18 protein-coding genes and 2 pseudogenes are annotated in these 22,432 nt (G+C 73.7%); 13 read left to right on the top strand and 7 right to left on the bottom strand.

Annotated elements, in window-relative coordinates:
• Window positions 1–33 precede the first annotated feature (33 nt).
• The 3 genes from VSR01_RS08150 to VSR01_RS08140 all read left to right on the top strand — a co-directional run bounded on the left by VSR01_RS08150 (window position 34) and on the right by VSR01_RS08140 (window position 3,200).
• Window positions 34–975, top strand: coding sequence for an RluA family pseudouridine synthase (locus VSR01_RS08150; RefSeq protein WP_326448585.1), 942 nt, complete (start codon window positions 34–36; stop codon window positions 973–975).
• 121 nt (window positions 976–1,096) lie between these two features.
• A complete protein-coding gene (locus tag VSR01_RS08145) occupies window positions 1,097–1,504 on the top strand; it encodes a GNAT family N-acetyltransferase (RefSeq protein WP_326453554.1) in 408 nt (135 codons plus the stop codon).
• A 103-nt stretch (window positions 1,505–1,607) separates the two neighbouring features.
• Window positions 1,608–3,200, top strand: coding sequence for a Na+/H+ antiporter (locus tag VSR01_RS08140; protein ID WP_326448584.1), 1,593 nt, complete (start codon window positions 1,608–1,610; stop codon window positions 3,198–3,200).
• 72 nt (window positions 3,201–3,272) lie between these two features.
• Here VSR01_RS08140 and VSR01_RS08135 read toward each other — a convergent pair whose 3' ends face one another.
• The 3 genes from VSR01_RS08135 to VSR01_RS08125 form a co-directional block, all read right to left on the bottom strand.
• On the bottom strand, window positions 3,273–4,379 hold the full coding sequence (locus VSR01_RS08135; protein ID WP_326448583.1) for a mechanosensitive ion channel family protein: 1,107 nt from the start codon (window positions 4,377–4,379) through the stop codon (window positions 3,273–3,275).
• A gap of 218 nt (window positions 4,380–4,597) precedes the next feature.
• Window positions 4,598–5,398: a thioredoxin domain-containing protein gene (locus tag VSR01_RS08130; protein ID WP_326448582.1), complete on the bottom strand. Its 801-nt coding sequence runs from the start codon at window positions 5,396–5,398 to the stop codon at window positions 4,598–4,600.
• Between the two features lie 65 nt (window positions 5,399–5,463).
• Window positions 5,464–6,162 carry a hypothetical protein gene (locus VSR01_RS08125; RefSeq protein WP_326448581.1) on the bottom strand — a complete coding sequence of 233 codons (699 nt, stop codon included), beginning with the start codon at window positions 6,160–6,162 and terminating at the stop codon, window positions 5,464–5,466.
• A gap of 154 nt (window positions 6,163–6,316) precedes the next feature.
• Between VSR01_RS08125 and dnaE the strand changes: the two genes are divergently transcribed.
• On the top strand, window positions 6,317–9,871 hold the full coding sequence (gene dnaE, locus VSR01_RS08120; RefSeq protein WP_326448580.1) for a DNA polymerase III subunit alpha: 3,555 nt from the start codon (window positions 6,317–6,319) through the stop codon (window positions 9,869–9,871).
• Window positions 9,872–9,986: 115 nt separating this feature from the next.
• Here the strand turns inward: dnaE and VSR01_RS08115 are convergent, their stop codons facing one another.
• Window positions 9,987–10,163 (bottom strand): hypothetical protein, encoded by a 177-nt coding sequence (locus VSR01_RS08115; RefSeq protein WP_326448579.1) that lies wholly within the window; start codon window positions 10,161–10,163, stop codon window positions 9,987–9,989.
• 221 nt (window positions 10,164–10,384) lie between these two features.
• Between VSR01_RS08115 and VSR01_RS08110 the strand changes: the two are divergent.
• The 4 genes and pseudogenes from VSR01_RS08110 to VSR01_RS08095 all read left to right on the top strand — a co-directional run bounded on the left by VSR01_RS08110 (window position 10,385) and on the right by VSR01_RS08095 (window position 14,832).
• Window positions 10,385–11,562: pseudogene (locus VSR01_RS08110) on the top strand (NYN domain-containing protein).
• A 344-nt stretch (window positions 11,563–11,906) separates the two neighbouring features.
• Window positions 11,907–12,962 (top strand): ABC transporter ATP-binding protein, encoded by a 1,056-nt coding sequence (locus tag VSR01_RS08105; RefSeq protein ID WP_442785416.1) that lies wholly within the window; start codon window positions 11,907–11,909, stop codon window positions 12,960–12,962.
• 148 nt (window positions 12,963–13,110) lie between these two features.
• Complete coding sequence (locus VSR01_RS08100; RefSeq protein WP_442785415.1) at window positions 13,111–13,974, top strand: ABC transporter permease; 864 nt, start codon at window positions 13,111–13,113, stop codon at window positions 13,972–13,974.
• Between the two features lie 93 nt (window positions 13,975–14,067).
• Window positions 14,068–14,832, top strand: coding sequence for an ABC transporter permease (locus tag VSR01_RS08095; protein ID WP_326448578.1), 765 nt, complete (start codon window positions 14,068–14,070; stop codon window positions 14,830–14,832).
• A 169-nt stretch (window positions 14,833–15,001) separates the two neighbouring features.
• Here VSR01_RS08095 and ybaK read toward each other — a convergent pair whose 3' ends face one another.
• From ybaK to VSR01_RS08080, 3 genes are all read right to left on the bottom strand, one after another.
• Window positions 15,002–15,499, bottom strand: coding sequence for a Cys-tRNA(Pro) deacylase (gene ybaK / locus VSR01_RS08090; protein WP_326448577.1), 498 nt, complete (start codon window positions 15,497–15,499; stop codon window positions 15,002–15,004).
• Between the two features lie 65 nt (window positions 15,500–15,564).
• The gene (locus VSR01_RS08085; RefSeq protein WP_326448576.1) at window positions 15,565–16,284 is read right to left on the bottom strand and encodes an LON peptidase substrate-binding domain-containing protein; all 720 of its coding nucleotides are present in this window, start codon (window positions 16,282–16,284) and stop codon (window positions 15,565–15,567) included.
• A 167-nt stretch (window positions 16,285–16,451) separates the two neighbouring features.
• On the bottom strand, window positions 16,452–18,014 hold the full coding sequence (locus tag VSR01_RS08080; protein ID WP_326453551.1) for an oxidoreductase: 1,563 nt from the start codon (window positions 18,012–18,014) through the stop codon (window positions 16,452–16,454).
• A 387-nt stretch (window positions 18,015–18,401) separates the two neighbouring features.
• Here VSR01_RS08080 and hisD point away from each other — a divergent pair, with 387 nt between their 5' ends.
• The 5 genes and pseudogenes from hisD (at window position 18,402) to hisH (ending at window position 22,362) form a co-directional block, all read left to right on the top strand.
• Complete coding sequence (gene hisD / locus VSR01_RS08075) at window positions 18,402–19,730, top strand: histidinol dehydrogenase (RefSeq protein ID WP_326448575.1); 1,329 nt, start codon at window positions 18,402–18,404, stop codon at window positions 19,728–19,730.
• Window positions 19,727–20,872 (top strand): annotated as a pseudogene (locus VSR01_RS08070) (histidinol-phosphate transaminase); the annotation flags it as partial. The gene hisD and the pseudogene VSR01_RS08070, both read left to right, overlap by 4 nt.
• Window positions 20,873–20,967: 95 nt before the next feature.
• The gene (hisB, locus tag VSR01_RS08065; protein WP_326448574.1) at window positions 20,968–21,561 is read left to right on the top strand and encodes an imidazoleglycerol-phosphate dehydratase HisB; all 594 of its coding nucleotides are present in this window, start codon (window positions 20,968–20,970) and stop codon (window positions 21,559–21,561) included.
• Entirely contained in the window at window positions 21,558–21,710 is a 153-nt protein-coding gene (locus VSR01_RS08060) for a hypothetical protein (protein ID WP_326448573.1), read from the top strand. The genes hisB and VSR01_RS08060 overlap by 4 nt, the downstream gene beginning before the upstream one ends.
• 16 nt (window positions 21,711–21,726) lie before the next feature.
• Window positions 21,727–22,362: an imidazole glycerol phosphate synthase subunit HisH gene (gene hisH, locus VSR01_RS08055; RefSeq protein WP_326448572.1), complete on the top strand. Its 636-nt coding sequence runs from the start codon at window positions 21,727–21,729 to the stop codon at window positions 22,360–22,362.
• Window positions 22,363–22,432 lie beyond the last annotated feature (70 nt).

Raw genomic sequence — 22,432 nt, 5'->3', positions numbered from 1 at the left:
CGGGGGCCGCTCCCGTCCGGCATACTCGACCAGGTGAGTACGCTTCCCGAAGTCCGTTCCCTGCCGGTCCCCGACGGCCTGGAAGGCGAGCGCGTCGACGCCGCCATCGCCCGTATGTTCGGTTTCTCCCGGACCAAGGCCGCCGAGCTGGCCGCCGCGGGCAAGGTCTCGATCGACGGCGCGGCCGCGGGCAAGTCGGAGCGGGTGCACGGCGGGGCGTGGCTGGAGGTCGAGATGCCCGCGCCGGCCGCGCCGGTGCGGATCGTCGCCGAGCCGGTCGCCGGCATGGAGATCGTCCACGACGACGAGGACGTGGTGGTGGTCGACAAGCCGGTCGGCGTCGCCGCCCACCCCAGCCCCGGCTGGACCGGGCCGACCGTGATCGGCGGTCTCGCCGCGGCCGGCTACCGCATCTCCACCTCGGGCGCCGCCGAGCGCCAGGGCATCGTGCACCGCCTCGACGTCGGCACCTCGGGCCTGATGGTGGTGGCCAAGTCCGAGCGGGCGTACACCCTGCTCAAGCAGCAGTTCCGGGACCGCACGGTGGACAAGCGCTACCACGCCCTGGTGCAGGGCCACCCCGACCCGCTGAGCGGCACCATCGACGCGCCGATCGGCCGCCACCCCACCCACGACTACAAGTGGGCGGTCGTCGCCGACGGCAAGCCCTCGGTCACCCACTACGACCTGGTCGAGGCGTTCCGCGCGGCCAGCCTGCTGGACATCAAGCTGGAGACCGGCCGCACCCACCAGATCCGGGTGCACATGTCCGCGCACCGGCACCCCTGCGCGGGCGACCTCACGTACGGCGCGGACCCGGTGCTGGCCAAGCGGCTCGGCCTGACCCGGCAGTGGCTGCACGCGGTGCGGCTGGGCTTCGAACACCCCGGGGACGGCTCCTGGGCGCAGTTCGAGAGCGCGTACCCGGCCGACCTCCAGCAGGCGCTGGACACCGTGCGGGAGGACAGCCAGTGAGCGGGGACGGCCCGGCGGGGCTCGCGACGTCCGCGGCGCGGTCGGCCCCGTCCGCGGCGCGGCCGGCCCCGAGCCCGGCGGCCCCGCGGTCCGGGTGGTGGCCGCCGACGACGCCGAGGGCATGGCGGCCGTGCACGCGATACGGCACGCGGTCTTCGTGGTCGAGCAGGGGGTGCCGGCCGAGCTGGAGTGGGACGGCAAGGACGCCCGCGCGGTGCACGTGCTGGCCGAGGGGGCCGGCACCGGCCGGCTGCTGCTCGGCGACGACGCGGCCGGCAAGAACGGCGGCGACCCGGGTCTGGCCGTGCTCGGCCGGCTCGCGGTGCTGGCCTCCGCCCGCGGCAGCGGCACCGGCGGCCGGCTGGTCCGCGCGCTGGAAGGGGAGGCGGAGCGGCTCGGTCTGCGCGGGGTGTACCTGGAGTCCCAGGCGCACGCCGTCGGCTTCTACGAACGGCTCGGATACACCGCGCACGGCCCGCAGTTCATGGACGCCGGCATTCCGCACCGGGCGATGACCCGCCTGCTGTGAACCCGCCGCGCGGGCGCCGCACCCCGGTGCGGCCCGCCGCGGCGCAGGTCACGCCGGGGGCCGGGTGCCGGGCCGAGGCCGGGGCGTCTGAGACGCTGACGCTGTGGACCAGCTCGCCCTCTTCTTCTCGCTCATGCTCGCGGCCATCGTCATGGTGCCCGTGGCCGACCGGATCGGCCTGCCGTCGCCGGTGCTCATGACGCTCTTCGGCGGCGTGCTCGCGGCCGTGCCGCAGGTCCCGAACGTCCGGATCGACCCCTCCCTGATCCTGCCGCTGCTGCTGCCGCCCCTGCTCTACGCCTCGGTGCAGCGCACCTCCTGGCGGCAGTTCGCCGCCAACCGGCGGGCGATCTTCCTGCTCGCGGTCGCGCTGGTCTTCGTCACCACCGCCGCGGTCGCCGCGGTCGCCGACGCGGTGGTGCCCGGCGTCGGCCTGGCCGCCGCCTGCGCGCTGGGCGCGCTCGTCGCGCCGCCCGACCCGGTCGCCGCGACCGCGGTGGCCGGCAGCCTCGGCCTGCCCCGGCGCATGATCTCCATCCTGGAGGGCGAGGGCCTGTTCAACGACGTCACGGCGATCGTGCTCTACCACGTCGCGGTGGCCGCCGCTGTCTCAGGGCACTTCTCCGCCTCGCACGCGGCGCTGGAACTGGTGCTGTCGGCCGTCGTCGCCGTCGCGGTCGGCCTGGCCCTGGGCTGGGGCGCCAACAAGCTGATGGGCGTGGTGGGGGACGCCACGCTGCAGATCGGTCTGTCGCTGCTGGTGCCGTTCGCCTCCTACGCGCTGGCCGAGGAGTTCCACGGCTCCGGCGTGCTGGCGGTGCTGACCACCGCGCTGTTCCTGGCCGAGTACGCCTTCGAGGCCGACGACGTCAAGGCGCGGCTGGCCGGCAACACCTTCTGGGAGATCGTCGACACCCTGGTCACCGGCATCGCGTTCGGGCTGATCGGCCTGGAGTTGCACCACGTCTTCAGCGTCGGCCGGGCGAGCTGGGGGCCGATGCTGCGGCACGCCGGACTGGTGGTCGCGGTCGTGGTGGGCCTGCGGCTGCTGTGGCTGCTGCCCGCGGCGTGGATCGCCAAGAAGCTGCACAAGCTGCGCGACATGGACGAGGACATCCCGCTGAGCTGGCGGGAGACCGTGGTCATGTGGTGGTCGGGGATGCGCGGCGTGGCCTCGGTGGCGCTGGCCCTGGCCATCCCGCTGACCACCGACGACGGCGACCCGTTCCCGGCCCGCACCGAACTGCTCTTCATCGCCTTCGTGGTGGTGCTGGCCACCCTGGTCGTCCAGGGGCTGACGCTGCCGTTCCTGGTCAGGCGGCTGGGCGTGCAGGGCGACTCGGCCTCCGAGCACGACCTCGAACGCGCCCTCGCCGTGCGCGCGATGAAGGCCGCCCGGGCCCGGCTGAAGGAGATCGAGGCGACCGAGACGCTCGACGAGGACCTCGCCGAGATACTGCACCACCGGGCCGTCGACCTCGGCGCGCGCATCTCCCCCGACATCATCGACGAGGAGCGGCGGGAGAGCCACGCCCGCCGGGTGCAGCGCGTCAAGGCGATGCGCCGCATCCAGGAGGACATGCTCTCGGCGGCCCGCCACGAGGTGCTGTCCGCGCGCAGCGAGCCCGGCTCCGACCCGGAGATCGTCGACCGGGTGCTGCGGCATCTGGACCTGCGGTCGATAAGGGGCGTGTGAGCGTAGGGGTCCCCTCGCGTGCGGGTCTCCTCGCGTGCGGGTCTCCTCGCGTACGGGGCCCCTCGCGTCCGGCTACTGCGGGCCGGGGCCGGGGCCGAGGTGGTCGGGGTTGGGCATCGGCGCGGCCTCGGGGGCCCGGTCGTCGTGCCGGCCGGGCGCGGGCGCGGTGGCGATCCGCGGCAGCGCGTACGGGTGCTCGCAGCGCAGCCAGTCGATCAGCTGCTCGCGCACGATGCAGCGCAGGTTGAAGATGTCGCCGGAGTCCTTGGCGGTGACCAGCGCGCGCAGCTGGATGGTGGTCGGCGTGGTGTCGATCACCACCAGGCCCCAGGCCCTGCGGTCCCACTCCGAGGTCTGCTCCAGGATCTCCAGCAGCCGCTTGCGCATCGCGTCCACCGGCGCCGAGTGGTCCAGGTGGAAGAAGACCGTGCCGGTCATCCGCGGGTCGCCGCGGGACCAGTTCTCGAACGGCTTGCTGGTGAAGTACGACACCGGCATCGTGATCCGCCGCTCGTCCCAGGTGCGGACGCTCAGGTAGGTCAGCGTGATCTCCTCGACCTCGCCCCACTCGCCGTCCACCACCACGGTGTCGCCGATCCGCACCATGTCGCCGAAGGCGATCTGCAGCCCGGCGAACAGGTTGCTCAGGGTGGACTGCGCGGCGACGCCGGCCACGATGCCGATCAGACCGGCCGACGCCAGCATCGAGGCGCCGACGGTGCGCATCTCGGGGAACGTGAACAGCATCGAGGCGGCCGCGATCACGCCGACGACGGCGGTGAAGGTGCGCTGGATCAGCGTCAGCTGGGTGCGCAGCCGGCGCACCTTGGGGACGTTGCGCGAGGTCGCCGCGTACCGGGCGTAGGAGGCGTCGATGACGGCGGCGGCCACCCGTACCACCAGCCAGGCCGACGCCGCGATCAGCACGAGGACCAGGACCTGCTCCACCGCGGCGGCGTGCTCGGGCCAGATCCGGGTGGCGCGGTAGCCGCCGCGCAGCATCGCCACGCACAGCACCGTCTGCAGCGGTATCCGGCAGCGTCGCAGCAGCTGCCACAGCGGCGTCTCCGGATGCCGTGCGTCGGCCGCCTGCATCAGCTTGTCGCCGATCCACCCGACGACCAGCGTCACCAGCACCGCGGAGCCGATCACCAGCACCGGGCGCAGCGCGCTCTCCATCACTCACCTCTCCTTCGCCCGGGTTCCCGGCCTCATGCGATGGTCGCGTACCCGAACCCGCCAGGGGCAGCCCTGTGACGAGGGTCGCGTGGTCCGGAAGAGGCCGGGGGCGGTGGGAGATCGTGAGAAGGGGCGGCGCCGTGGAAAACCGGGGGAGTCGTTCCCGTCCCCCGCCTCCGGCCCGCCGCGGTTCCGCGCGGCGGGCCGTCGCGTACCGGCTACTTCTTCAGCTGGGCGGCGAAGGCGGCCGTCACCTGGTCCGCGGTCTGGCCGATGACCTGCACCTGCTTGCCGTTGACCAGCACGTACGGGGTCCCCTTGCTCGACGCCGGGTCATTGTTGTACGCGTCGCGCACGGTCAGCGCCCACTTGTCGAACGTGCCGTTCTTCACCGCGTCGGAGAACTTGGCGTTTCCCTTGAGCGCCGGCACTTGCTGGGCGAGCGAGATCAGCTTGTCGCTGCTGCTGAACGCGTCGTCGGTCTCGTCCGGGTGGACGGCCTTGGAGTAGAGCAGCTTGTGGTACTGCTCGAAGGCTTCCGTGGAGACGTTCACCGCCGCGCCCATCGCGCTGAGGGCCTTCTTGGAGCCGGTGCCGCCGTTGTTGTCGATGAACGCCGCGAACGAGTAGTCGATCTGGTACTTCCCGTCCTTGGCGCCCTGGAGCACCGCATCGCCGGCGGCCTGCTCGTAGGCCGCACAGATCGGGCAGCGCAGGTCCTCGTACTCGTGGACGACGTTCTTGTTGTTCTTGTCGCCGACGACGATGATCGTGCCGTTCTTGCCCGAGGTGTTCGCGGGGGCGACCAGCTTCTTCTTGGCGGCGTCCTCCCAATAGCCGGGCTTGTTCGACTGGTTCACGGCGACGGCTATGCCGGCCGCGGCGCCGAGCACCACGACGATGCCGACGGCCACCGTGACCTGGCGGCGGATCTTCGCGCGCTTGGCCTCCTTCTCGCGCTGCGCGCGCAGCCGCTCCCGCGCGGCGGCCTTGGCGGTCTTGCTGTTCCTGCTGCTCATGGTGGATTCTCCGAGGTGAAACGGGTGGAAAAGGGCGAAGAGGAAACGCTCGTCGGGTGCCGCGGTCAGGCGGCGAGGACGGGCGGACCCCGGCGCACCAAGGAGTGCAGCAGCAGGGGGAGCGCGGGCAGCAGCCGCGCCTGCGGGGCCGCGGGCCGCGCGGGGCGGCGCTCGGGCAGCCGGGCCGCCAGCGCGGCGAGCGCGACCAGCAGCGGCCGGAAGACGGTGCGCAGGCTGCGGTGCAGCCAGGCTTCGCCGGAGCGCAGCAGCAGGGCCGCGGCCAGGCCCACCGCGACGTGGGCGGCGAGCAGCAGCCAGGGGCTCACCGACAGGCCCGCGGCGGCGGAGGCGGTGGTGCGCGCGGCCAGCGAGCCGCTGCCGGCGAGCGTGTTCCCGGGGATCGTGCCCCGGGTGAGCGAAGCACCCGCGCCGCCGCCCTGGCAGACGATCGCCTCGTGCAGCGACCGCCACGAGCCGGTGACCGGGCCGCCGCCGGGGCCGTAGCAGGTGCGCTGCCCGGCGTTGAACAGGGTGTCCGAGGCCAGCTCCAGCGGGATCAGCACGGCGGCGATGGCCGTGTAGCCGCGCTCGCGGCCGCCGAGCGCGTAGGCCACCGCGAACACCGAGGCGGCCACGGCGGCGATCACCGGCAGCGGCAGCGGCTCCCGGGACAGCAGGACGTGCGTGGTGCCGGACATGACGACGCACAGCGCGGCGAACACCGCCGCGCGCACCGCCCTCAGTCCTCGTCCGACGCCGACCATGGGCCACAGTGTGCCACGTGGTGACGTGCGGAACCTCAGAGTCCGATGAGAATTCGGCCGCCCCGGCGCGGGCGGCGTCCGGGGGCGTTGTCGGAGCCTGGTCGTAGACTTCCCCACGCCGTCAGAGGACCGCTTGCCGGAGGTGTCGCAGCCCGTGACCGACCAGCCCTTCACTCACCTGCACGTCCACACCCAGTACTCGCTGCTGGATGGAGCGGCGAGGCTGAAGGACATGTTCAAGGCGTGCAACGAGATGGGGATGTCCCACGTCGCCATCACCGACCACGGCAACCTGCACGGCGCGTACGACTTCTTCCACCAGGCCAAGGCCGCGGGTGTGACGCCGGTCATGGGCATCGAGGCGTATCTGGCGCCGGAGTCCCGGCGCTACAACAAGCCGGTGAAGTGGGGCGCGCCGCACCAGAAGAACGACGACGTCTCGGGCGCCGGCGCGTACACCCACATGACCATCTGGGCGCGGAACAAGACCGGCCTGCACAACCTCTTCCGGGCCCAGTCCCGGGCCTCCTTCGAGGGCTACTTCCGCAAGCCCCGGATGGACCGCGAACTGCTCAGCGAGTACGCCGAGGGCCTGATGGGCACCACCGGCTGCCCCTCGGGCGAGGTCTCCACCAGGATCCGGCTCGGGCAGATGGACGAGGCGCTGAAGGCCGCCGCCGAGTACCAGGACATCTTCGGCAAGGAGAACTTCTTCGTCGAGATCATGGACCACGGCATCGACATCGACCGCCGGGCCCGCGACGGCCTGATGGAGATCAGCAAGAAGCTCAAGGCGCCCTTCGTCGTCACCAACGACTCGCACTACACCTATGCCGAGGAGGCCAGCGCGCACGACACGCTGCTGTGCATCCAGACCGGCTCGAACATGTCGGACCCCGACCGGTTCAAGTTCGACGGCTCCGGCTACTACCTGAAGTCCGCCGCCGAGATGTACGCCATCGACTCCTCGGACGCCTGGCAGGAGGGCTGCCGCAACACGCAGCTGCTGATCGCCGACCGGGTCGACACCGAGGGCATGTTCCAGTTCAAGAACCTGATGCCCAAGTTCGACGTGCCCGAGGGGTACGACGAGGTGTCCTGGTTCCGCGAGGAGGTCGCCCGCGGCATGGCCCGGCGCTTCCCCGGCGGCATCCCCGAGGACCGCCAGAAGCTCGCTGAGTACGAGATGGACACCATCATCCAGATGGGGTTCCCCGGCTACTTCCTGGTCGTCGCCGACTTCATCATGTGGGCGAAGAACAACGGCATCGCGGTCGGCCCCGGCCGCGGCTCCGCGGCCGGCTCGATCGTCGCCTACGCGATGGGCATCACCGACCTCGACCCGGTCCCGCACGGCCTGATCTTCGAGCGCTTCCTCAACCCCGAGCGCATCTCCATGCCCGACGTCGACATCGACTTCGACGAGCGTCGGCGCGGCGAGGTCATCCGGTACGTCACCGAGAAGTACGGCTCCGACAAGGTCGCCCAGATCGCCACCTACGGCACCATCAAGGCCAAGGCCGCGATCAAGGACTCGGCCCGGGTGCTCGGCTACCCGTTCTCCATGGGCGACCGGATCACCAAGGCGATGCCCGCCGACGTCCTGGGCAAGGGCATCCCGCTGTCCGGCATCACCGACAAGGACCACCCGCGCTACAGCGAGGCCGCCGAGGTCCGCGCGATGTACGAGAACGAGCCGGACGTCACCAAGGTGATCGACTCCGCGCGCGGCATCGAGGGCCTGGTCCGGCAGATGGGCGTGCACGCGGCCGGCGTGATCATGTCGTCCGAGTCGCTCATCGACCACGTGCCGATCTTCTCGCCGAAGAACGACGGCGCCGTGGTGACCCAGTGGGACTACCCGAGCTGCGAGTCGCTCGGCCTGCTGAAGATGGACTTCCTGGGCCTGCGCAACCTGACGATCATGGACGACGCGGTCAAGTCGATCAAGGCCAACAAGGGCATCGACATCGACCTGCTGGCGCTGCCGCTGGACGACCCGAACACCTACGCGCTGCTCAGCCGCGGCGACACCCTGGGCGTCTTCCAGTTCGACGGCGGCCCGATGCGCTCCCTGCTGCGCATGATGAAGCCCGACAACTTCGAGGACATCTCCGCCGTCTCGGCCCTGTACCGGCCGGGCCCGATGGGCATGAACTCGCACATCAACTACGCGCTGCGCAAGAACAAGCAGCAGGAGATCACCCCGATCCACCCCGAGCTGGAAGAGCCGCTCAAGGAGGTCCTGGACATCACCTACGGCCTCATCGTGTACCAGGAGCAGGTGCAGAAGGCCGCCCAGGTGCTCGCCGGCTACTCGCTCGGCCAGGCCGACCTGCTGCGCCGCGCGATGGGCAAGAAGAAGAAGGAGGTCCTCGACAAGGAGTTCATCCCCTTCCAGGCCGGCATGCGGGAGCGGGGCTACTCCGACGAGGCCATCCAGGCGGTGTGGGACGTGCTGGTCCCCTTCGCCGGCTACGCCTTCAACAAGGCGCACTCCGCGGCGTACGGCCTGGTGTCGTACTGGACCGCGTACCTGAAGGCGAACTACCCGGCCGAGTACATGGCGGGCCTGCTCACCTCGGTGAAGGACGACAAGGACAAGATGGCGCTCTATCTCAACGAGTGCCGCCGGATGGGCATCAAGGTGCTTCCCCCGGACGTCAACGAGTCCAACGCGAACTTCACCCCGCGCGGCGACGACACGATCGTCTTCGGCCTCACCGCGGTCCGCAACGTCGGCACCAACGTGGTCGAGTCGATCGTCAAGTGCCGCAAGTCCAAGGGGCGCTACGCCACCTTCCCGGACTTCCTCGACAAGGTCGAGGTGGTGGTCTGCAACAAGCGGACCGTCGAGTCGCTGATCAAGGCCGGCGCGTTCGACGAACTGGGGCACACCCGGCGCGGTCTGACCGAGCACTTCGAGTCCATGATCGACAACGTGGTGCAGGTCAAACGCAAGGAGGCCGAGGGGCAGTTCGACCTCTTCGGCGGCATGGGCGACGAGGACGACGACTCCGGCCCGGCCTTCGGCATGGACGTGGTCTTCTCCGACATCGAGTGGGACAAGAGCTACCTGCTCGCCCAGGAGCGCGAGATGCTCGGCCTCTACGTCTCCGACCACCCGCTGTTCGGCATCGAGCACATCCTCAACGACAAGACCGACGCGGCGATCGCGGCGCTGGCCGGCGACTACGCCGACGGCGCGATCGTCACCATCGGCGGCATCATCTCGGGCCTGCAGCGCAAGATGACCAAGCAGGGCAACGCGTGGGCGATCGCCACCGTGGAGGACCTGGCCGGCTCGGTCGACTGCATGTTCTTCCCCGCCACCTACCAGCTGGTGTCCACCCAACTGGTCGAGGACGCGGTGGTGTTCGTCAAGGGGCGGCTGGACAAGCGCGAGGACATCCCGCGGCTGGTGGCGATGGAGCTGATGGTCCCCGACCTCACCGACGTCGGCGCCAACGCGCCGGTGGTGCTGTCCATCCCGACCGTCAAGGTCACTCCGCCGCTGGTGGCCCGGCTCGGCGAGGTGCTGGACAGCCACAAGGGCAACACCGAGGTGCGGGTCAGGCTCCAGGGCGCCCGCAGCACCACGGTGCTGCGGCTGGACCGGCACCGGGTGACCGCCGATCCGTCGCTGTTCGGCGATCTCAAGGCGCTGCTCGGCCCCGCGTGCCTGGCCGCGGGCCAGCAGGCCGGCTGACCCGGGCGCGGCCCGGGCGGAGGACGCCGCGCGGGGCGCGGTCCGGCTCCGACGCCGACGCGGGGGCGCCCCGAAGGGTGCCCCCGCGTCGTGTGGAAGTGCGCGCGCGGCGCGATCAGTTGTGGCCGAACTTCTTCTGCTGCTTGCGCGCCACCCGGCTCGCCGCCGGCATGCCGTGGTCGTCGGCCGCCGTGGCGCGCGGGGCGTGCTCCTGCGACTCCATCGCCGGGGCGCCGGACCGCTCGTCCTGCTGCGCGCGCTGCTGACGGTTCTGGTTCTTGTTCTTCGCCACGATCGTGCCTTCCTGGTGAAGTGAGGTAATCGTGTGGCCGAAGGGCCGCCATCAGATTTGCACGAGGCGACAAAGCGCGCATTTCGGGCAGTTGGCGGCTGGGTGGCATGCACGATCGCACAAACCGCCACGCCGAAGATCGCGTTCGGGGTCATAAGCCCCGGTGCTTCGGGCAGACTCGGGGGACATCCGTGCTGGGGGGCGACCGGAAGAGGTGCAACGTGGACCGCTGCGTCGTCCTGGTGGACGCCGGGTACCTGCTGGGCGCAGCGGCGAGCCTGCTGGCCGGCGAGCCCTCGCGCTCCCGCATCGTCGTCGATCATGCCGCCGTGGTCGCTGGCCTGCGCGAACGCGCGGAACGCGAGACCGGGCAGCCGCTGCTGCGGATCTACTGGTTCGACGGAGCGCCCGACCGCGTTCCGCAACCCGAGCACCGCCGGCTGCGGGTGATGCCCCGGGTGACGGTGCGGCTCGGCGCGCTCACCCGTACGGACGGCCGCTGGGCGCAGAAGGGCGTCGACGCCGCGATGCACGCCGAGCTGTCCGAACTGGCCAGGAACCGGGCCTGCTCGGACGTGGTGCTGGTCACCGGCGACGGCGACCTGCTGCCCGGCATGATGTCGGCCAAGGAGCACGGGGTGGCCGTGCACCTGTGGGCCGTGCAGGCCGCCGACGGGGACTACAACCAGTCCGAGGACCTGGTCGCCGAGGCGGACGAACGGCGCGTGCTGGACCGGGAGTGGATCACCGCGGCGATCAGGGCCCGGGACGTCCCCGGCGCCTGCCCGCCGCCAGCCGGCCCGAGATCAGGCCGGAGATCGCCGCGATCCTGTCCGCGCCGCTCCCGGAGACCGGCGCGCCCGCGCCGGGGCAGCCGCACCCGGCGAAGAACGGCTCCGCGCCGGCCGACGAGGAGCACCGGGACGAGCCGCACGCGGCGTCCGGCAAGGGCGTCCCGACGCCCAAGGACCTGGCCGGCCTCGGCCGCCCGCACGCGCCGGCGGCCCCGCAGTCGCCGGCCGGCGCGACGCTGCGCTGGTCCTCGGAGAAGGGCTGGGCCGAGCGCGCGGACCAGTCCGACACCAGCGGCCTGCCGACGCTCGCGCAGCTCACCACGGCGGAGCAGCGGTGGGCCGACCGGGAGGCGGACATCACCGCGGTGAGCGGCGATCCGTACGAGGTCGGGCAGGTCTTCGCCCGGCGCTGGATCGCGCGGGTCGCCGACCCCGCGCTGCGGCAGCAGATGTCCGCGCACTATCCGCGGGTGCCGCACCGCATCGACGGGGAGCTGCTGCGGTACGCCGCGAGGTTCGGGCTGCTCGCGCACAAGGACGACCAGATCGACGAGCACGATCGTTACGCCATCCGTGCGGGGTTCTGGCGCGAGTTCGACACGTGACGCCGGCGCTGAGCCATCCCCCGACCCCGCTACGTCGACGCCGGACGTTGCGCGGTACGGCCCCCCGGGCCGGCTCGGCGCTCGACGTGCACCCCCAGGGGCGCGGGGAACTGCGCGACAAGCCCATCTGCGGCCCGCAGGTCGTCACCGGGCCAAAGGGGCTGTTCGGATCGCTCCGGACCACCGGCCCGTGCTGGGCTTGTGGCGCAGTTCCCCGCGCCCCCGGGGGTGCACGTCCAGCGCCGCGAGGACCGGGTGCCGCCGGGGCGGCGTGACGCCTGTCGCAGGGGTTGAGGGGGAAGGGGTGAACGCCGCCCGGAGCGCATCGCGTAGGCTCGGGCGGCGTGAGGACGGGCACGCAGCAGACGACGGCCACGCGGCCCCCCGCGCCCGCGGACCCGGCGTGCGCGGTCCGCGTCCGCGCCCTGGTGCGGACCTACCCCGCGGGCAGCGCGCGGCCGCGCCGCCCGCTGGCCCGCCGCGCCGCGCGCCCCGCCGGCGGCGCCGTCCGCGCCAACGACGGCATCGACCTCGACGTCCGCACCGGCGAACTCTTCGGCATCCTCGGCCCGAACGGCGCCGGCAAGACCACCCTGGTCCGCCAGATCACCGGCCTGCTGCGCCCCGACGCCGGCCGCATCGACGTCCTCGGCCACGACCTGGTCCGCCACCCGGACCGTGCCTCCCGCCTGATCGGCTACCTCGGCCAGGAGTCCACCGCCCTGGACGAGCTGACCGTCGCGCTGGCCGCCGAGACCACCGGCCGGCTCCGCGGCCTGGACGCGCCCGCCGCCCGCGCCGCCCGCGACGCCGTCCTCGACGAACTCGGCCTCGGCCCGCTGGCCGGCCTGCCGCTGAAGAAGCTCTCCGGCGGCCAGCGCCGCCTCGCCTGCCTGGCCGCCGCCCTGGTCGGCCAGCGCCCCGTCCTGGTGCTGGACGAGCCGACCACCGGCATGGACCCGGTCGCCCGCCGCGCGGTGTGGTCCGCGGTCGACCGCCGCCGCGCCGAACACGGCGTCACCGTCCTGCTCGTCACCCACAACGTCATAGAGGCCGAGACCGTCCTGGACCGCGTCGCGGTCCTCGACCGCGGCAAGGTGATCGCCTGCGACACCCCCGCCGCGCTGCGCGCCCTCGTCGCCGGCGACGTCCGCCTGGACCTGGTGTGGCGGCGCGAGCCGCCCGCCCTGCCCGCGCTCGCCGCGCTGCGCCCGCTCGCCGAGGTGTCCGGCCGCCGCTGGACGCTGCGGCTGCCGCAGGATCAGGCCCGCGCGGCCGTCGCCGAGATCACCGGCGGCCCCGCCTTCGCGGCGCTGGACGACTTCACGCTCACCGTCCCCAGCCTGGAGGACGTCTACCTGGCGCTCGGCGGCAGCGGCGAGGGACTGGTGAAGGCATGACGCGGGCACTGCGGCCGCAGCCGCCGGGGACGCGGGCCGGACGCGGACCCGCCGCCGTCCGCAGGCCCGCGCGCCCGGCCGTACGCCCGGCCGTACGCCAGGCCGTCCGCGGGTCCGCCCGCCGGGTCGCACACAGGGGAGGCAGCCGGTGACCGTCGTCGCACCGGCCGGGCCGGAACGCCCGGAACACCAGGACCACGCCGCACCGGGCCGCGCGGCCCCGCCCGCGGCCCCGGTCGGCGAACCGCGGCCGCTCGCGCCCCGGGCCCGGCTGCTGCCCGCCTTCGCCGCCGTCTACCGCGCCCAGCTCTCGCGCGCCCGGGTCGCCCGCGTGCCGCTGCTGTTCGTGGCCACCTTCCAGTCCATCGGCATCATGATCATGATGCGCGGCGTGGTGCACGCCGGTGACGGCGAGGCCGCCCGCTCGGTGGTGGCCGGCTCCAGCGTGCTGGTCGTCGCCTTCGTCGCGCTGAACCTGCTCGCCCAGTACTTCGGCCAGCTGCGCGCCTCCGGCGGCCTGGACCACTACGCGACGCTGCCGGTGCCGCCCGCCTCGGTCGTGCTGGGCACGGCCGCGGCGTACGCGTCGTTCACCGTGCCCGGCACGCTGGTCACCGCGGTCGCCGGCTGCGCGCTGTTCCACCTGACCTTCGCCGGGCTGTGGGTGCTGCTGCTGGTGATCCCGCTGGCCGGGGCCGCGCTGTCGGGCCTGGGCGCCGCGCTCGGGCTGCTCGCGCCGCGGCTGGAGATCGCCACGCTCTTCGGCCAGCTGGGCATGTCCGCGGCGCTGCTGCTCGGCGTGCTGCCCGCCTCCCACATGCCCGCGCCGATCCGCTGGGTGCGCGACCTGCTGCCGTCCACGTACGGCGTGGAGGCGTACGCCCGCACCTTCGCCGGCGCCGGCGCGGTGCGCTGGGCCGCGGTGCTCGGCGACCTGTCGGTGTGCGCCGCGGTCGGCGTGGCCTCGCTGGGCGTGGCCACCTGGGCCTACCGCCGGGCCGCGGTGCGCTGACTCCGCTGGGCCGCGGTGCGCTGACGCACCCGGACGCCGCCGCGCGGACCGGTCAGTGCCGCGGCTGACAGGGAGACCTGGCACGATGGGCTGGTGACCGCTCCCCTGACTCCGCACGAACAGCCGCCGCACCTGCCGCCGTACCCGGGCGGCAAGGACGATTCCGCAGGGGACGGCGGCGGGTCCGCGTCCGTCCCGCGCGAGATCGGCCGCGGTCTGCTGATCGCGGCGCTGGTGACGGTCTGCGGCGTGGTCCTCGGGCTGCTGTGGGTGTGGCTGGCGCCGCGGGTGCCGATGATCTCCGACGGCCAGGCGGTCTACCTCAAGGACACCGAGGGCGAGGAGGCGATCGGCGGCGACGGCACCTTCGTGCTGATCGCCGCCGCGCTGGGCGTCGTGACCGCCGCGCTGGTCTTCTGGCGGTTCCGCAGGGGCGGCGTCGCGGTGGTGCTGGGCCTGGCCGCGGGCGGCGTGCTGGCCTCGGTGGTCGGCTGGCGGATCGGCGTGGCGCTCGGCCCGACCACCGACATCGTCGCGCACGCCAAGGCGGTCGGCCCCAAGAAGGTCTTCGACGGGCCGCTGGACCTGCGCGCCAAGAGCGCCCTGGTCGCCTGGTCCGCCGCGGCGATGCTCGCCCACCTGTGCCTGACCGCGGCGTTCGGGCCGCGCGAGCCCGCGCCCGCGCCGCCGCCCGCGCCCTGGGGCGCGTGGGGCGCGCCGCAGACCCGGCCAGGCCCCCAGAACGGCACGCCCGCCCCCGACGCGCCCCGCACCGGGTCCCACCCCGCGCCCCCCGCCGCCGAATGGCCCGCACCGCCTCCCGGCGGCACCTCGCCGCCGCCCCCGCACACCGACTAGCGCGCCGCCGGCTGGGAGCCGCCCGCCGCCGGCTGGGAGCCGCGCGCCGGCCGTGAGCGTACGCCGGAGACCGAGAGCCCGTACGCCGCCCGGCCCGCGCCGCGGCTACGACCGGCCGCTCCGCTCGCCCGCCCCGTGCGCGGCCCGTCCGCCCCCGCCCCCGGGCGCGCTACCGCCGCGCGATCCCCGCGACGGCCGCCCGGGTGAGGGACACCAGGTCCGCGGGGGCCAGTTCGACCTCCAGGCCGCGCTTGCCCGCCGAGACGAAGACCGTGTCGAAGCCCTGCGCCGAGGCGTCCACCACGGTCGGCAGCGCCTTGCGCTGGCCGAGCGGCGAGATGCCGCCGCGCACATAGCCCGTGGTGCGCTCCGCCGCCGCGGGATCCGCCATCGCCGCGCGCTTGCCGCCCGCCGCCGCGGCCAGCGCCTTGAGGTCCAGGCTGGCGGAGACCGGCACCACCGCGACGGTCAGCGCGCTGTCCACCTCGGCCACCAGCGTCTTGAAGACGCGGTCCGGCGGCACGCCCATCGCCCGCGCGGCCTCCTCGCCGTAGGACAGTTCGGACGCCGGGTCGTGGTCGTAGGCGTGCACGGTGAAGGCGGCGCCCGCCTTCTCCAGCGCGACGGTCGCGGGGGTGCCCCCGCCGCCGCGGGACTTCTTGGCCATCGGGTGGTTCCGCTCTCGGGGATCGGGTCTCGGGGCGCGCCGCGGGCGTACGTACCCGCCCGCCGTCAGTTGGCGCAGACCGCCTGGTGGGTCAGCTCGACCGCGGGCAGCGACGGCAGCTTGTCGATGATCGACGTCTCGTGGCGCAGCAGCTTCAGCTCCGCCGTCAGCCGGGCCGCGGTGTCCGGCGCCTCCAGCAGCACCTGCTTCCGCGACGTCTCGGCGATCATCGCCGCCGCCACCAGGTAGGACAGCACCGTCGGGTCGTCCGGGAACTCCTGGCCGGTCAGCGAGCGCTCGCTCGCCCCGGCCAGCCGCTTCTGGTACGTCGCGAACTGCCGGATCACCTCCGGGGCCAGCGCGCCCGCGCCGGCGCCGGTCTCCTCCGGCACCTCCTCGACCTCCGCGGTCAGGTAGGGGCCGCTCGCGTCCACCGACACCAGCTTGACGCGGATGATGCCGGTCGCGACCAGTTCGTAGCCGCCGCCGTCACGCTCGGCGATGCCCGCGGCGTCCGCGATGCAGCCGTAGCCGTACAGCGCGGCCATCGGGTCGTCGCCCAGGCCGGCCAGCGGGCCGGGGTCGCCGCCGCCCTCGTGGCCGGTCGGCGCGACCTCCTGGCCGTTCCTGATGGCCACCACGGCGAACCGCCGCGGCGCGTCCTCGGGCAGCGCCAGCAGATCGCCGACGAGCGCGCGGTACCGCTCCTCGAAGACGTTCAGCGGGAGGACCAGGCCGGGGAACAGCGCCGAACTGAGCGGGAAGAGCGGAAGGCGATCGGTCACAGTGAGCCAGGGTACGGGCAGGGCGGCCCCCTTCGTCACCCACTGTGCGCACTTCGGGGGTGACGGGGCACACGTGTCCGCCCGCCCGGCCGCCCCTCAGCCCCCTCCCGCCCCCGCCCTCACGCCCCGCGCCCCCGCCTCACGCCCTCCCGCCTCACGCCCCCGCCTCACACCCCGCGCCGCAGCAGCCGGGACGCGCCCGCCGCCGCGGTCGTCGCCAGCGTCCACCCCAGCACGATCAGCCCCGAGGCCACCCACTGCCCGACGCCGGTCTCCCGCCACGCGTTGTCCTGGCCCAGGTCGATCACCGGCAGCAGCAGGTCCAGCGCGTACAGGACCGGGTTCCAGTGCGGGACGTAACCGCTGTCGGTCGGCGGCGGCGTCGGGTTCGCCGCGAAGTACGCCGCGCCGAGCGCCCACAGCACCGCCATCCACACCGCGGCGCGCCCCGGCCGGTAGCCGTAGCCGACGGTCACGTCCTGCAGCCAACCCCAGATCCGCCCGGCCGGCGGCAGCGTCTCGCGCCTGCGGCGCTGCCGGGCCAGCTGGACCTCGCGGGCCTCCGCGTCCTCGCCGGCGGCCCGCAGCGCGTTCGCCAGCTGCTCGTAGGGCTCCGGGCGGAACTCCGGCGTCGCCGCGCTCAGCCAGGCGATCCGGTCCCGCAGCGGGAACTCCGCGAGCGGCGTCACCGCCTCGTAGACGAAGTCCCGCAGCGACAGCAGCCCGGGACCGGGCCAGCTCTCCGGGGCGTCCACGAGCTGGCCGACCCGCGCACCGGACAGCGAGACCATGCCGTCGGCCGGCGCGCCGGGCAGGAAGCGCAGCTTCGGGGTGACCAGCCGGCGCAGCGACACCTGCTGGTCGCCGTCGAGGCGGAAGTCCGCGTGGCCGACGATCACCGCGTTGCCGACCCGTGCGTCGTCCAGCCGCAGGCCGCCCTCGCAGACGAAGTCCCGGGTCGGCGTGCCGGGCGGCGGCCGGGTGTCGCCGGCCGCGCCGGCCGTCCCGGTCGCGGACATCACGTCCCAGCCCGCGGTCAGGTACAGGGTGTGCTCGACCTGGACCCGCGCGGCGTTCAGCGCGTAGTGGCCGTAGGGGTTGCGCAGGGTGCTGCCGCGCAGGCTGAGCCGGCCGCCGATCCGGGCGCTGCGCAGGCTCAGCTCGCCGGTGACGTCCATCAGCTCGGCATCCACGTCCTGGCCGACCTGGAGGCCGTCCGCGGTCATCGCCCGACCCGCCCGGTCGCGGCGCACGGTCAGCTGGTTGAGCAGCAGGTCGGTGCCGATCTGCGCGTCGGTCATCCGGATGCCGCCGGGTATCAGGCACTGCGGCAGGTGCAGGTCGCCGGTGACCTGGAGGCGGGCCGCCTCCAGCCGGGGTATCAGGCAACGCACCAGCCGCATGCTGCCGGCGTGGCACTCCTGCAGCATCAGCTGCTCGTCGAAGCGGCAGTCGTCCAGCTGGAGGTACGGCGTGATGACGCCGCCGGAGAGCATCAGCCGGCCGCTGATCCGCACCCCGGCCAGCTTCAGCGCGGCCACCCGGCCCGGCTGCGGCGGCGGCGGATTGAGCAGCAGCTCCGCGATCGCCTGGGCGCGCACCGTCCGCTCCCGCGGCCACGGCGGGCCCTGAAGCGCGTCGTCCTCCGGCGCCCGCGCCTGCGACCCGCCGCGCGGCCGGCCGCCGGGGCGCAGGTCGCAGGTGCGGCCGGCCCGGAACAGCCACCACATCCGCCGCTCGGTCGCCGTCCAGTCCTCCGGCGGCACGTGCGGGTCCGCCGCCCGCGCCGCCGCACGCCCGGCGTCCCCGCCCCCGGCCGGGCTCCCGTTCCGTCCGGCGTCCCCGTCCCGCTCGGCCATCCCGCCCCTCCCCGTGGCGCCGCTGTGGTCGCGGCGGCAACGCTAGCGCCCCGGTGTCCCGACGCCGTGCCCGGCCCGTACCCGGGCTGTCACACGCCGTCGCACGTCCCCGGACGGCCGTCGCGCCGCATGTCTCCCCGCGCAGGCCGCGCCGTTACCCGTACCGTCACCCGTGCCCCCACCCGCAGCGCCCGCCGCCCGTATCACGGAATGGAACTCGGGAACGTCCCCCATGCCCGGGTCTCTACACTTGGCAGCGTGATCTCCCGAATCGATCTGCGCGGCGACGCCTTCCCCGAGGACGGCATCGACCGCGACCTGCTGCCCCGTGCCGAGTTCGACGTGGAGGCCGCGCTGGAGACGGTGCGGCCGATCTGCGAGGACGTCCGCCATCGCGGCGGCGCGGCGGTGATCGAGTACGGCGAGAAGTTCGACGGGGTGCGCGTGGAGCGACTGCGGGTGCCCGCGCAGGCGCTCGCCGACGCGCTCGCCGCCCTCGACCCGCAGGTGCGGGCCGCGCTGGAGGAGTCGATCCGCCGGGCCAGGGCCGTCCACCGCGACCAGCGCCGTACCGACACCACCACGCAGGTCGTGCCGGGCGGCACCGTCACCGAGCGCTGGGTGCCGGTCTCCCGGGTCGGGCTCTACGTCCCCGGCGGCCTCGCGGTCTACCCGTCGTCCGTGGTGATGAACGTGGTGCCCGCCCAGGAGGCCGGCGTCACCGCGGTCGCGGTCGCCTCGCCGCCGCAGAGCGCCTTCGGCGGCCTGCCGCACCCCACCATCCTCGCCGCGTGCGCCCTGCTCGGCGTCGACGAGGTGTACGCCGCCGGCGGCGCCCAGGCCGTCGCGATGTTCGCCTACGGCACCGACGAGTGCCGCCCGGTCGACCTGGTCACCGGCCCGGGCAACGTCTACGTGGCCGCCGCCAAGCGCCTGCTCAAGGGCCGCATCGGCATCGACGCCGAGGCCGGGCCCACCGAGATCGCGGTGCTCGCCGACGCCACCGCCGACCCCGCCTTCGTCGCCGCCGACCTGATCAGCCAGGCCGAGCACGACACGCTGGCCGCCGCGGTGCTGGTCACCACCTCCCCGGAGCTGGCCGACGAGGTCGACGCGCAGCTGGCCGTCCAGGTCGCCGCGGCCAAGCACCGCGAGCGCATCACCACCGCGCTGGCCGGCCGCCAGTCGGCGACCGTGCTGGTCGACACCCTGGAGCAGGGCCTGGCCGTGGTCGACGCCTACGCCGCCGAGCACCTGGAGATCCAGACCGCGGACGCCGCCGGCGTCGCCGCCCGGGTGCGCAACGCCGGCGCCGTCTTCGTCGGCCCGCACGCCCCGGTCTCGCTCGGCGACTACTGCGCCGGGTCCAACCACGTGCTGCCCACCGGGGGCTGCGCCTGCCACTCCTCGGGCCTGTCCGTGCAGTCCTTCCTGCGCGGCATCCACGTCGTGGACTACTCCCGCGACGCGCTCGCCGAGGTCGCCCACCACGTGGTGACGCTCGCGCGGGCCGAGGACCTGCCCGCGCACGGCTCCGCGGTGTCCGTGCGCTTCGCTGAGGCGGCCGGCGACGGGGAGCCGCGGTGACCCGCACCGACGGCGCCCCCGCCGCCCCCGGCACCGCCGCCCGGCCGCTGGGCGTGGACGACCTGCCCATCCGCGACGAGCTGCGCGGCGAGTCCCCCTACGGCGCCCCGCAACTCGACGTTCCGGTGCGGCTGAACACCAACGAGAACCCGTACCCGCTGCCCGAGCCGCTGGTCGCGCGGATCGCCGAGCGGGTCGCCGAGGCCGCCCGCGGGCTCAACCGCTACCCCGACCGGGAGGCCGTGGAGCTGCGCGCCGGACTGGCCGCGTACCTGACCCGCACCGCGGGTCACCCGGTCGGCGTCGACCAGGTGTGGGCGGCCAACGGCTCCAACGAGGTCATCCAGCAGCTCCTGCAGGCGTTCGGCGGGCCCGGCCGCACCGCGATCGGCTTCGAGCCCTCGTACTCGATGCACGCGCTGATCTCCCGCGGCACCGGCACCGGCTGGATCTCCGGGCCGCGCACCGAGGACTTCACCATCGACACCGACGCCGCGGTCCGCACGATCGCCGAGCGCCGCCCGCACGTGGTGTTCGTCTGCTCGCCGAACAACCCGACCGGCACCGCGGTGGACGCCGCGACCGTCGTCGCGCTCTACGAGGCCGCGCAGGCCGCCCGGCCCTCGCTGGTCGTGGTGGACGAGGCGTACGGCGAGTTCTCGCACCGGCCGTCGCTGCTGCCGCTGATCGAGGGCCGGCCCCACCTCGTGCTGACCCGCACGATGTCCAAGGCGTTCGGCGCGGCGGGGCTGCGGCTGGGCTACCTGGCCGCCGACCCCGCGGTGGTGGACGCGGTCCGGCTGGTCCGGCTGCCGTACCACCTGTCCGCGGTCAACCAGGCGACCGCGCTGGCCGCGCTGGAGCACACCGACACCCTGCTCGGCTACGTCCAGCAGCTCAAGGACGAGCGCGACCGGGTGGTGGAGGGCCTGCGGGCCATCGGCTACGAGGTCACCGAGTCCGACGCCAACTTCGCGCAGTTCGGCCGGTTCGCCGACAGCCGCGCGGCCTGGCGGGCGGTCCTCGACCGCGGCGTCCTGATCCGGGACAACGGCGTGCCCGGCCGGCTGCGGGTGTCCATCGGCACCCCGGCCGAGAACGACGCGTTCCTGGCCGCGGCGGAGGCCGTGTACAAGGAGCACGCCGTCACCGGGCCCGGCGGTGACGCTCCCGGCAGCGTCGAGCAGGCGGCCGGCGGGCCCGGCAGCACCGAGAACAGCACCAGCGAGGAGTCCGCATGACCCGCGTGGGACGCGTGGAGCGCACCACCAAGGAGACGTCCGTCGTCGTCGAGATCGACCTCGACGGCACCGGGCAGGTCTCGGTGTCCACCGGAGTGGGCTTCTACGACCACATGCTCGACCAGCTCGGCCGGCACGGCCTGTTCGACCTCAGCGTCAAGACCGAGGGCGACCTGCACATCGACACCCACCACACCATCGAGGACACCGCCCTCGCCCTGGGCGCCGCCTTCCGGCAGGCGCTCGGCGACAAGGTGGGCGTCTACCGCTTCGGCAACTGCACGGTCCCGCTGGACGAGTCCCTCGCCCAGGTCACCGTCGACCTCTCCGGCCGCCCCTACCTGGTGCACACCGAGCCCGAGGGCATGGCGCCGATGATCGGCACGTACGACACCACGATGACCCGGCACATCCTGGAGTCCTTCGTGGCGCAGGCGCAGATCGCGCTGCACGTCCACGTGCCCTACGGGCGCAACGCGCACCACATCGTGGAGTGCCAGTTCAAGGCGCTGGCCAGGGCGCTGCGCTACGCGAGCGAGCGCGATCCGCGCGCCGCGGGAATCCTGCCGTCGACGAAGGGCGCGCTGTGAACAAGGGATCGTCCCTCTTCATCCTGCTCGGACTGTTCCTGGCCGGAGGGGTCTACTCGTTCTGGAAGCAGAAGCAGTCCCGGAGCCTCATCGCGATCCTCGCCATCGGATCGGTGATGTCGCTCGCGGCCGGCTTCCTCCAGCTCTAGGCACGGGAGGCACGTCGTGACCAAGAGCGTCGTCGTCCTCGACTACGGGTTCGGCAACGTGCGCTCGGTGGAGCGCGCGCTCGCCCGGCTCGGCGCCGAGGTGGAGATCACCGCCGACTACGACAAGGCGATGAACGCCGACGGGCTGCTGGTGCCCGGCGTCGGCGCGTTCGCCGCGTGCATGGCCGGCCTGAAGGGCGTGCGCGGCGACTGGATCGTGGGCCGCAGGCTGTCCGGCGGTCGCCCGGTGATGGGCATCTGCGTCGGCATGCAGATCCTCTTCGCCCGCGGCATCGAGCACGGCGTGGAGACCGAGGGCCTGGACGAGTGGCCCGGCACGGTCGGGCCGCTGCGCGCGCCGGTCGTCCCGCACATGGGCTGGAACACCGTCAAGGCCCCCGAGGACTCACGGCAGTTCGCCGGCCTGGACGCCGACACCCGCTACTACTTCGTGCACTCCTACGCGGTCCGCGACTGGGAGATGGAGACCTCCGGCGGCGTGATCCGCGCGCCCAGGGTCGCCTGGACCACCCACGGCGAGCCGTTCGTGGCCGCGGTGGAGAACGGCCCGCTGTGGGCCACCCAGTTCCATCCGGAGAAGTCCGGCGACGCGGGTTCCCACCTGCTCGCCAACTGGCTCGACACGCTCTGAGCCGCGCGGCCCGCGCGCCGGGCCCCGCGCCCGGCCTCTGCCCGCCCGGCCCCCGACCCGCCTGCGACCC

Origin of the sequence: Actinacidiphila sp. DG2A-62, from assembly GCF_035825295.1 — a bacterium.
Classification (GTDB): Bacteria; Actinomycetota; Actinomycetes; order Streptomycetales; family Streptomycetaceae; genus Actinacidiphila.
This window is presented reverse-complemented; position numbering and strand designations above follow the sequence as displayed.

What these genes read in the sequence shown, in the direction of transcription:
- VSR01_RS08130 (WP_326448582.1), bottom strand. Translation starts at nt 5,398, where the DNA reads ATGAGCAGCAGGAACAGCAAGACCGCCAAGGCCGCCGCGCGGGAGCGG.
- VSR01_RS08135 (WP_326448583.1), bottom strand. Translation starts at nt 4,379, where the DNA reads ATGGAGAGCGCGCTGCGCCCGGTGCTGGTGATCGGCTCCGCGGTGCTG.
- ybaK (WP_326448577.1), bottom strand. Translation starts at nt 15,499, where the DNA reads ATGGCCAAGAAGTCCCGCGGCGGCGGGGGCACCCCCGCGACCGTCGCG.
- VSR01_RS08125 (WP_326448581.1), bottom strand. Translation starts at nt 6,162, where the DNA reads ATGGTCGGCGTCGGACGAGGACTGAGGGCGGTGCGCGCGGCGGTGTTC.
- hisB (WP_326448574.1), top strand. Translation starts at nt 20,968, where the DNA reads ATGACCCGCGTGGGACGCGTGGAGCGCACCACCAAGGAGACGTCCGTC.
- VSR01_RS08080 (WP_326453551.1), bottom strand. Translation starts at nt 18,014, where the DNA reads ATGTGGTGGCTGTTCCGGGCCGGCCGCACCTGCGACCTGCGCCCCGGC.
- VSR01_RS08145 (WP_326453554.1), top strand. Translation starts at nt 1,097, where the DNA reads ATGGCGGCCGTGCACGCGATACGGCACGCGGTCTTCGTGGTCGAGCAG.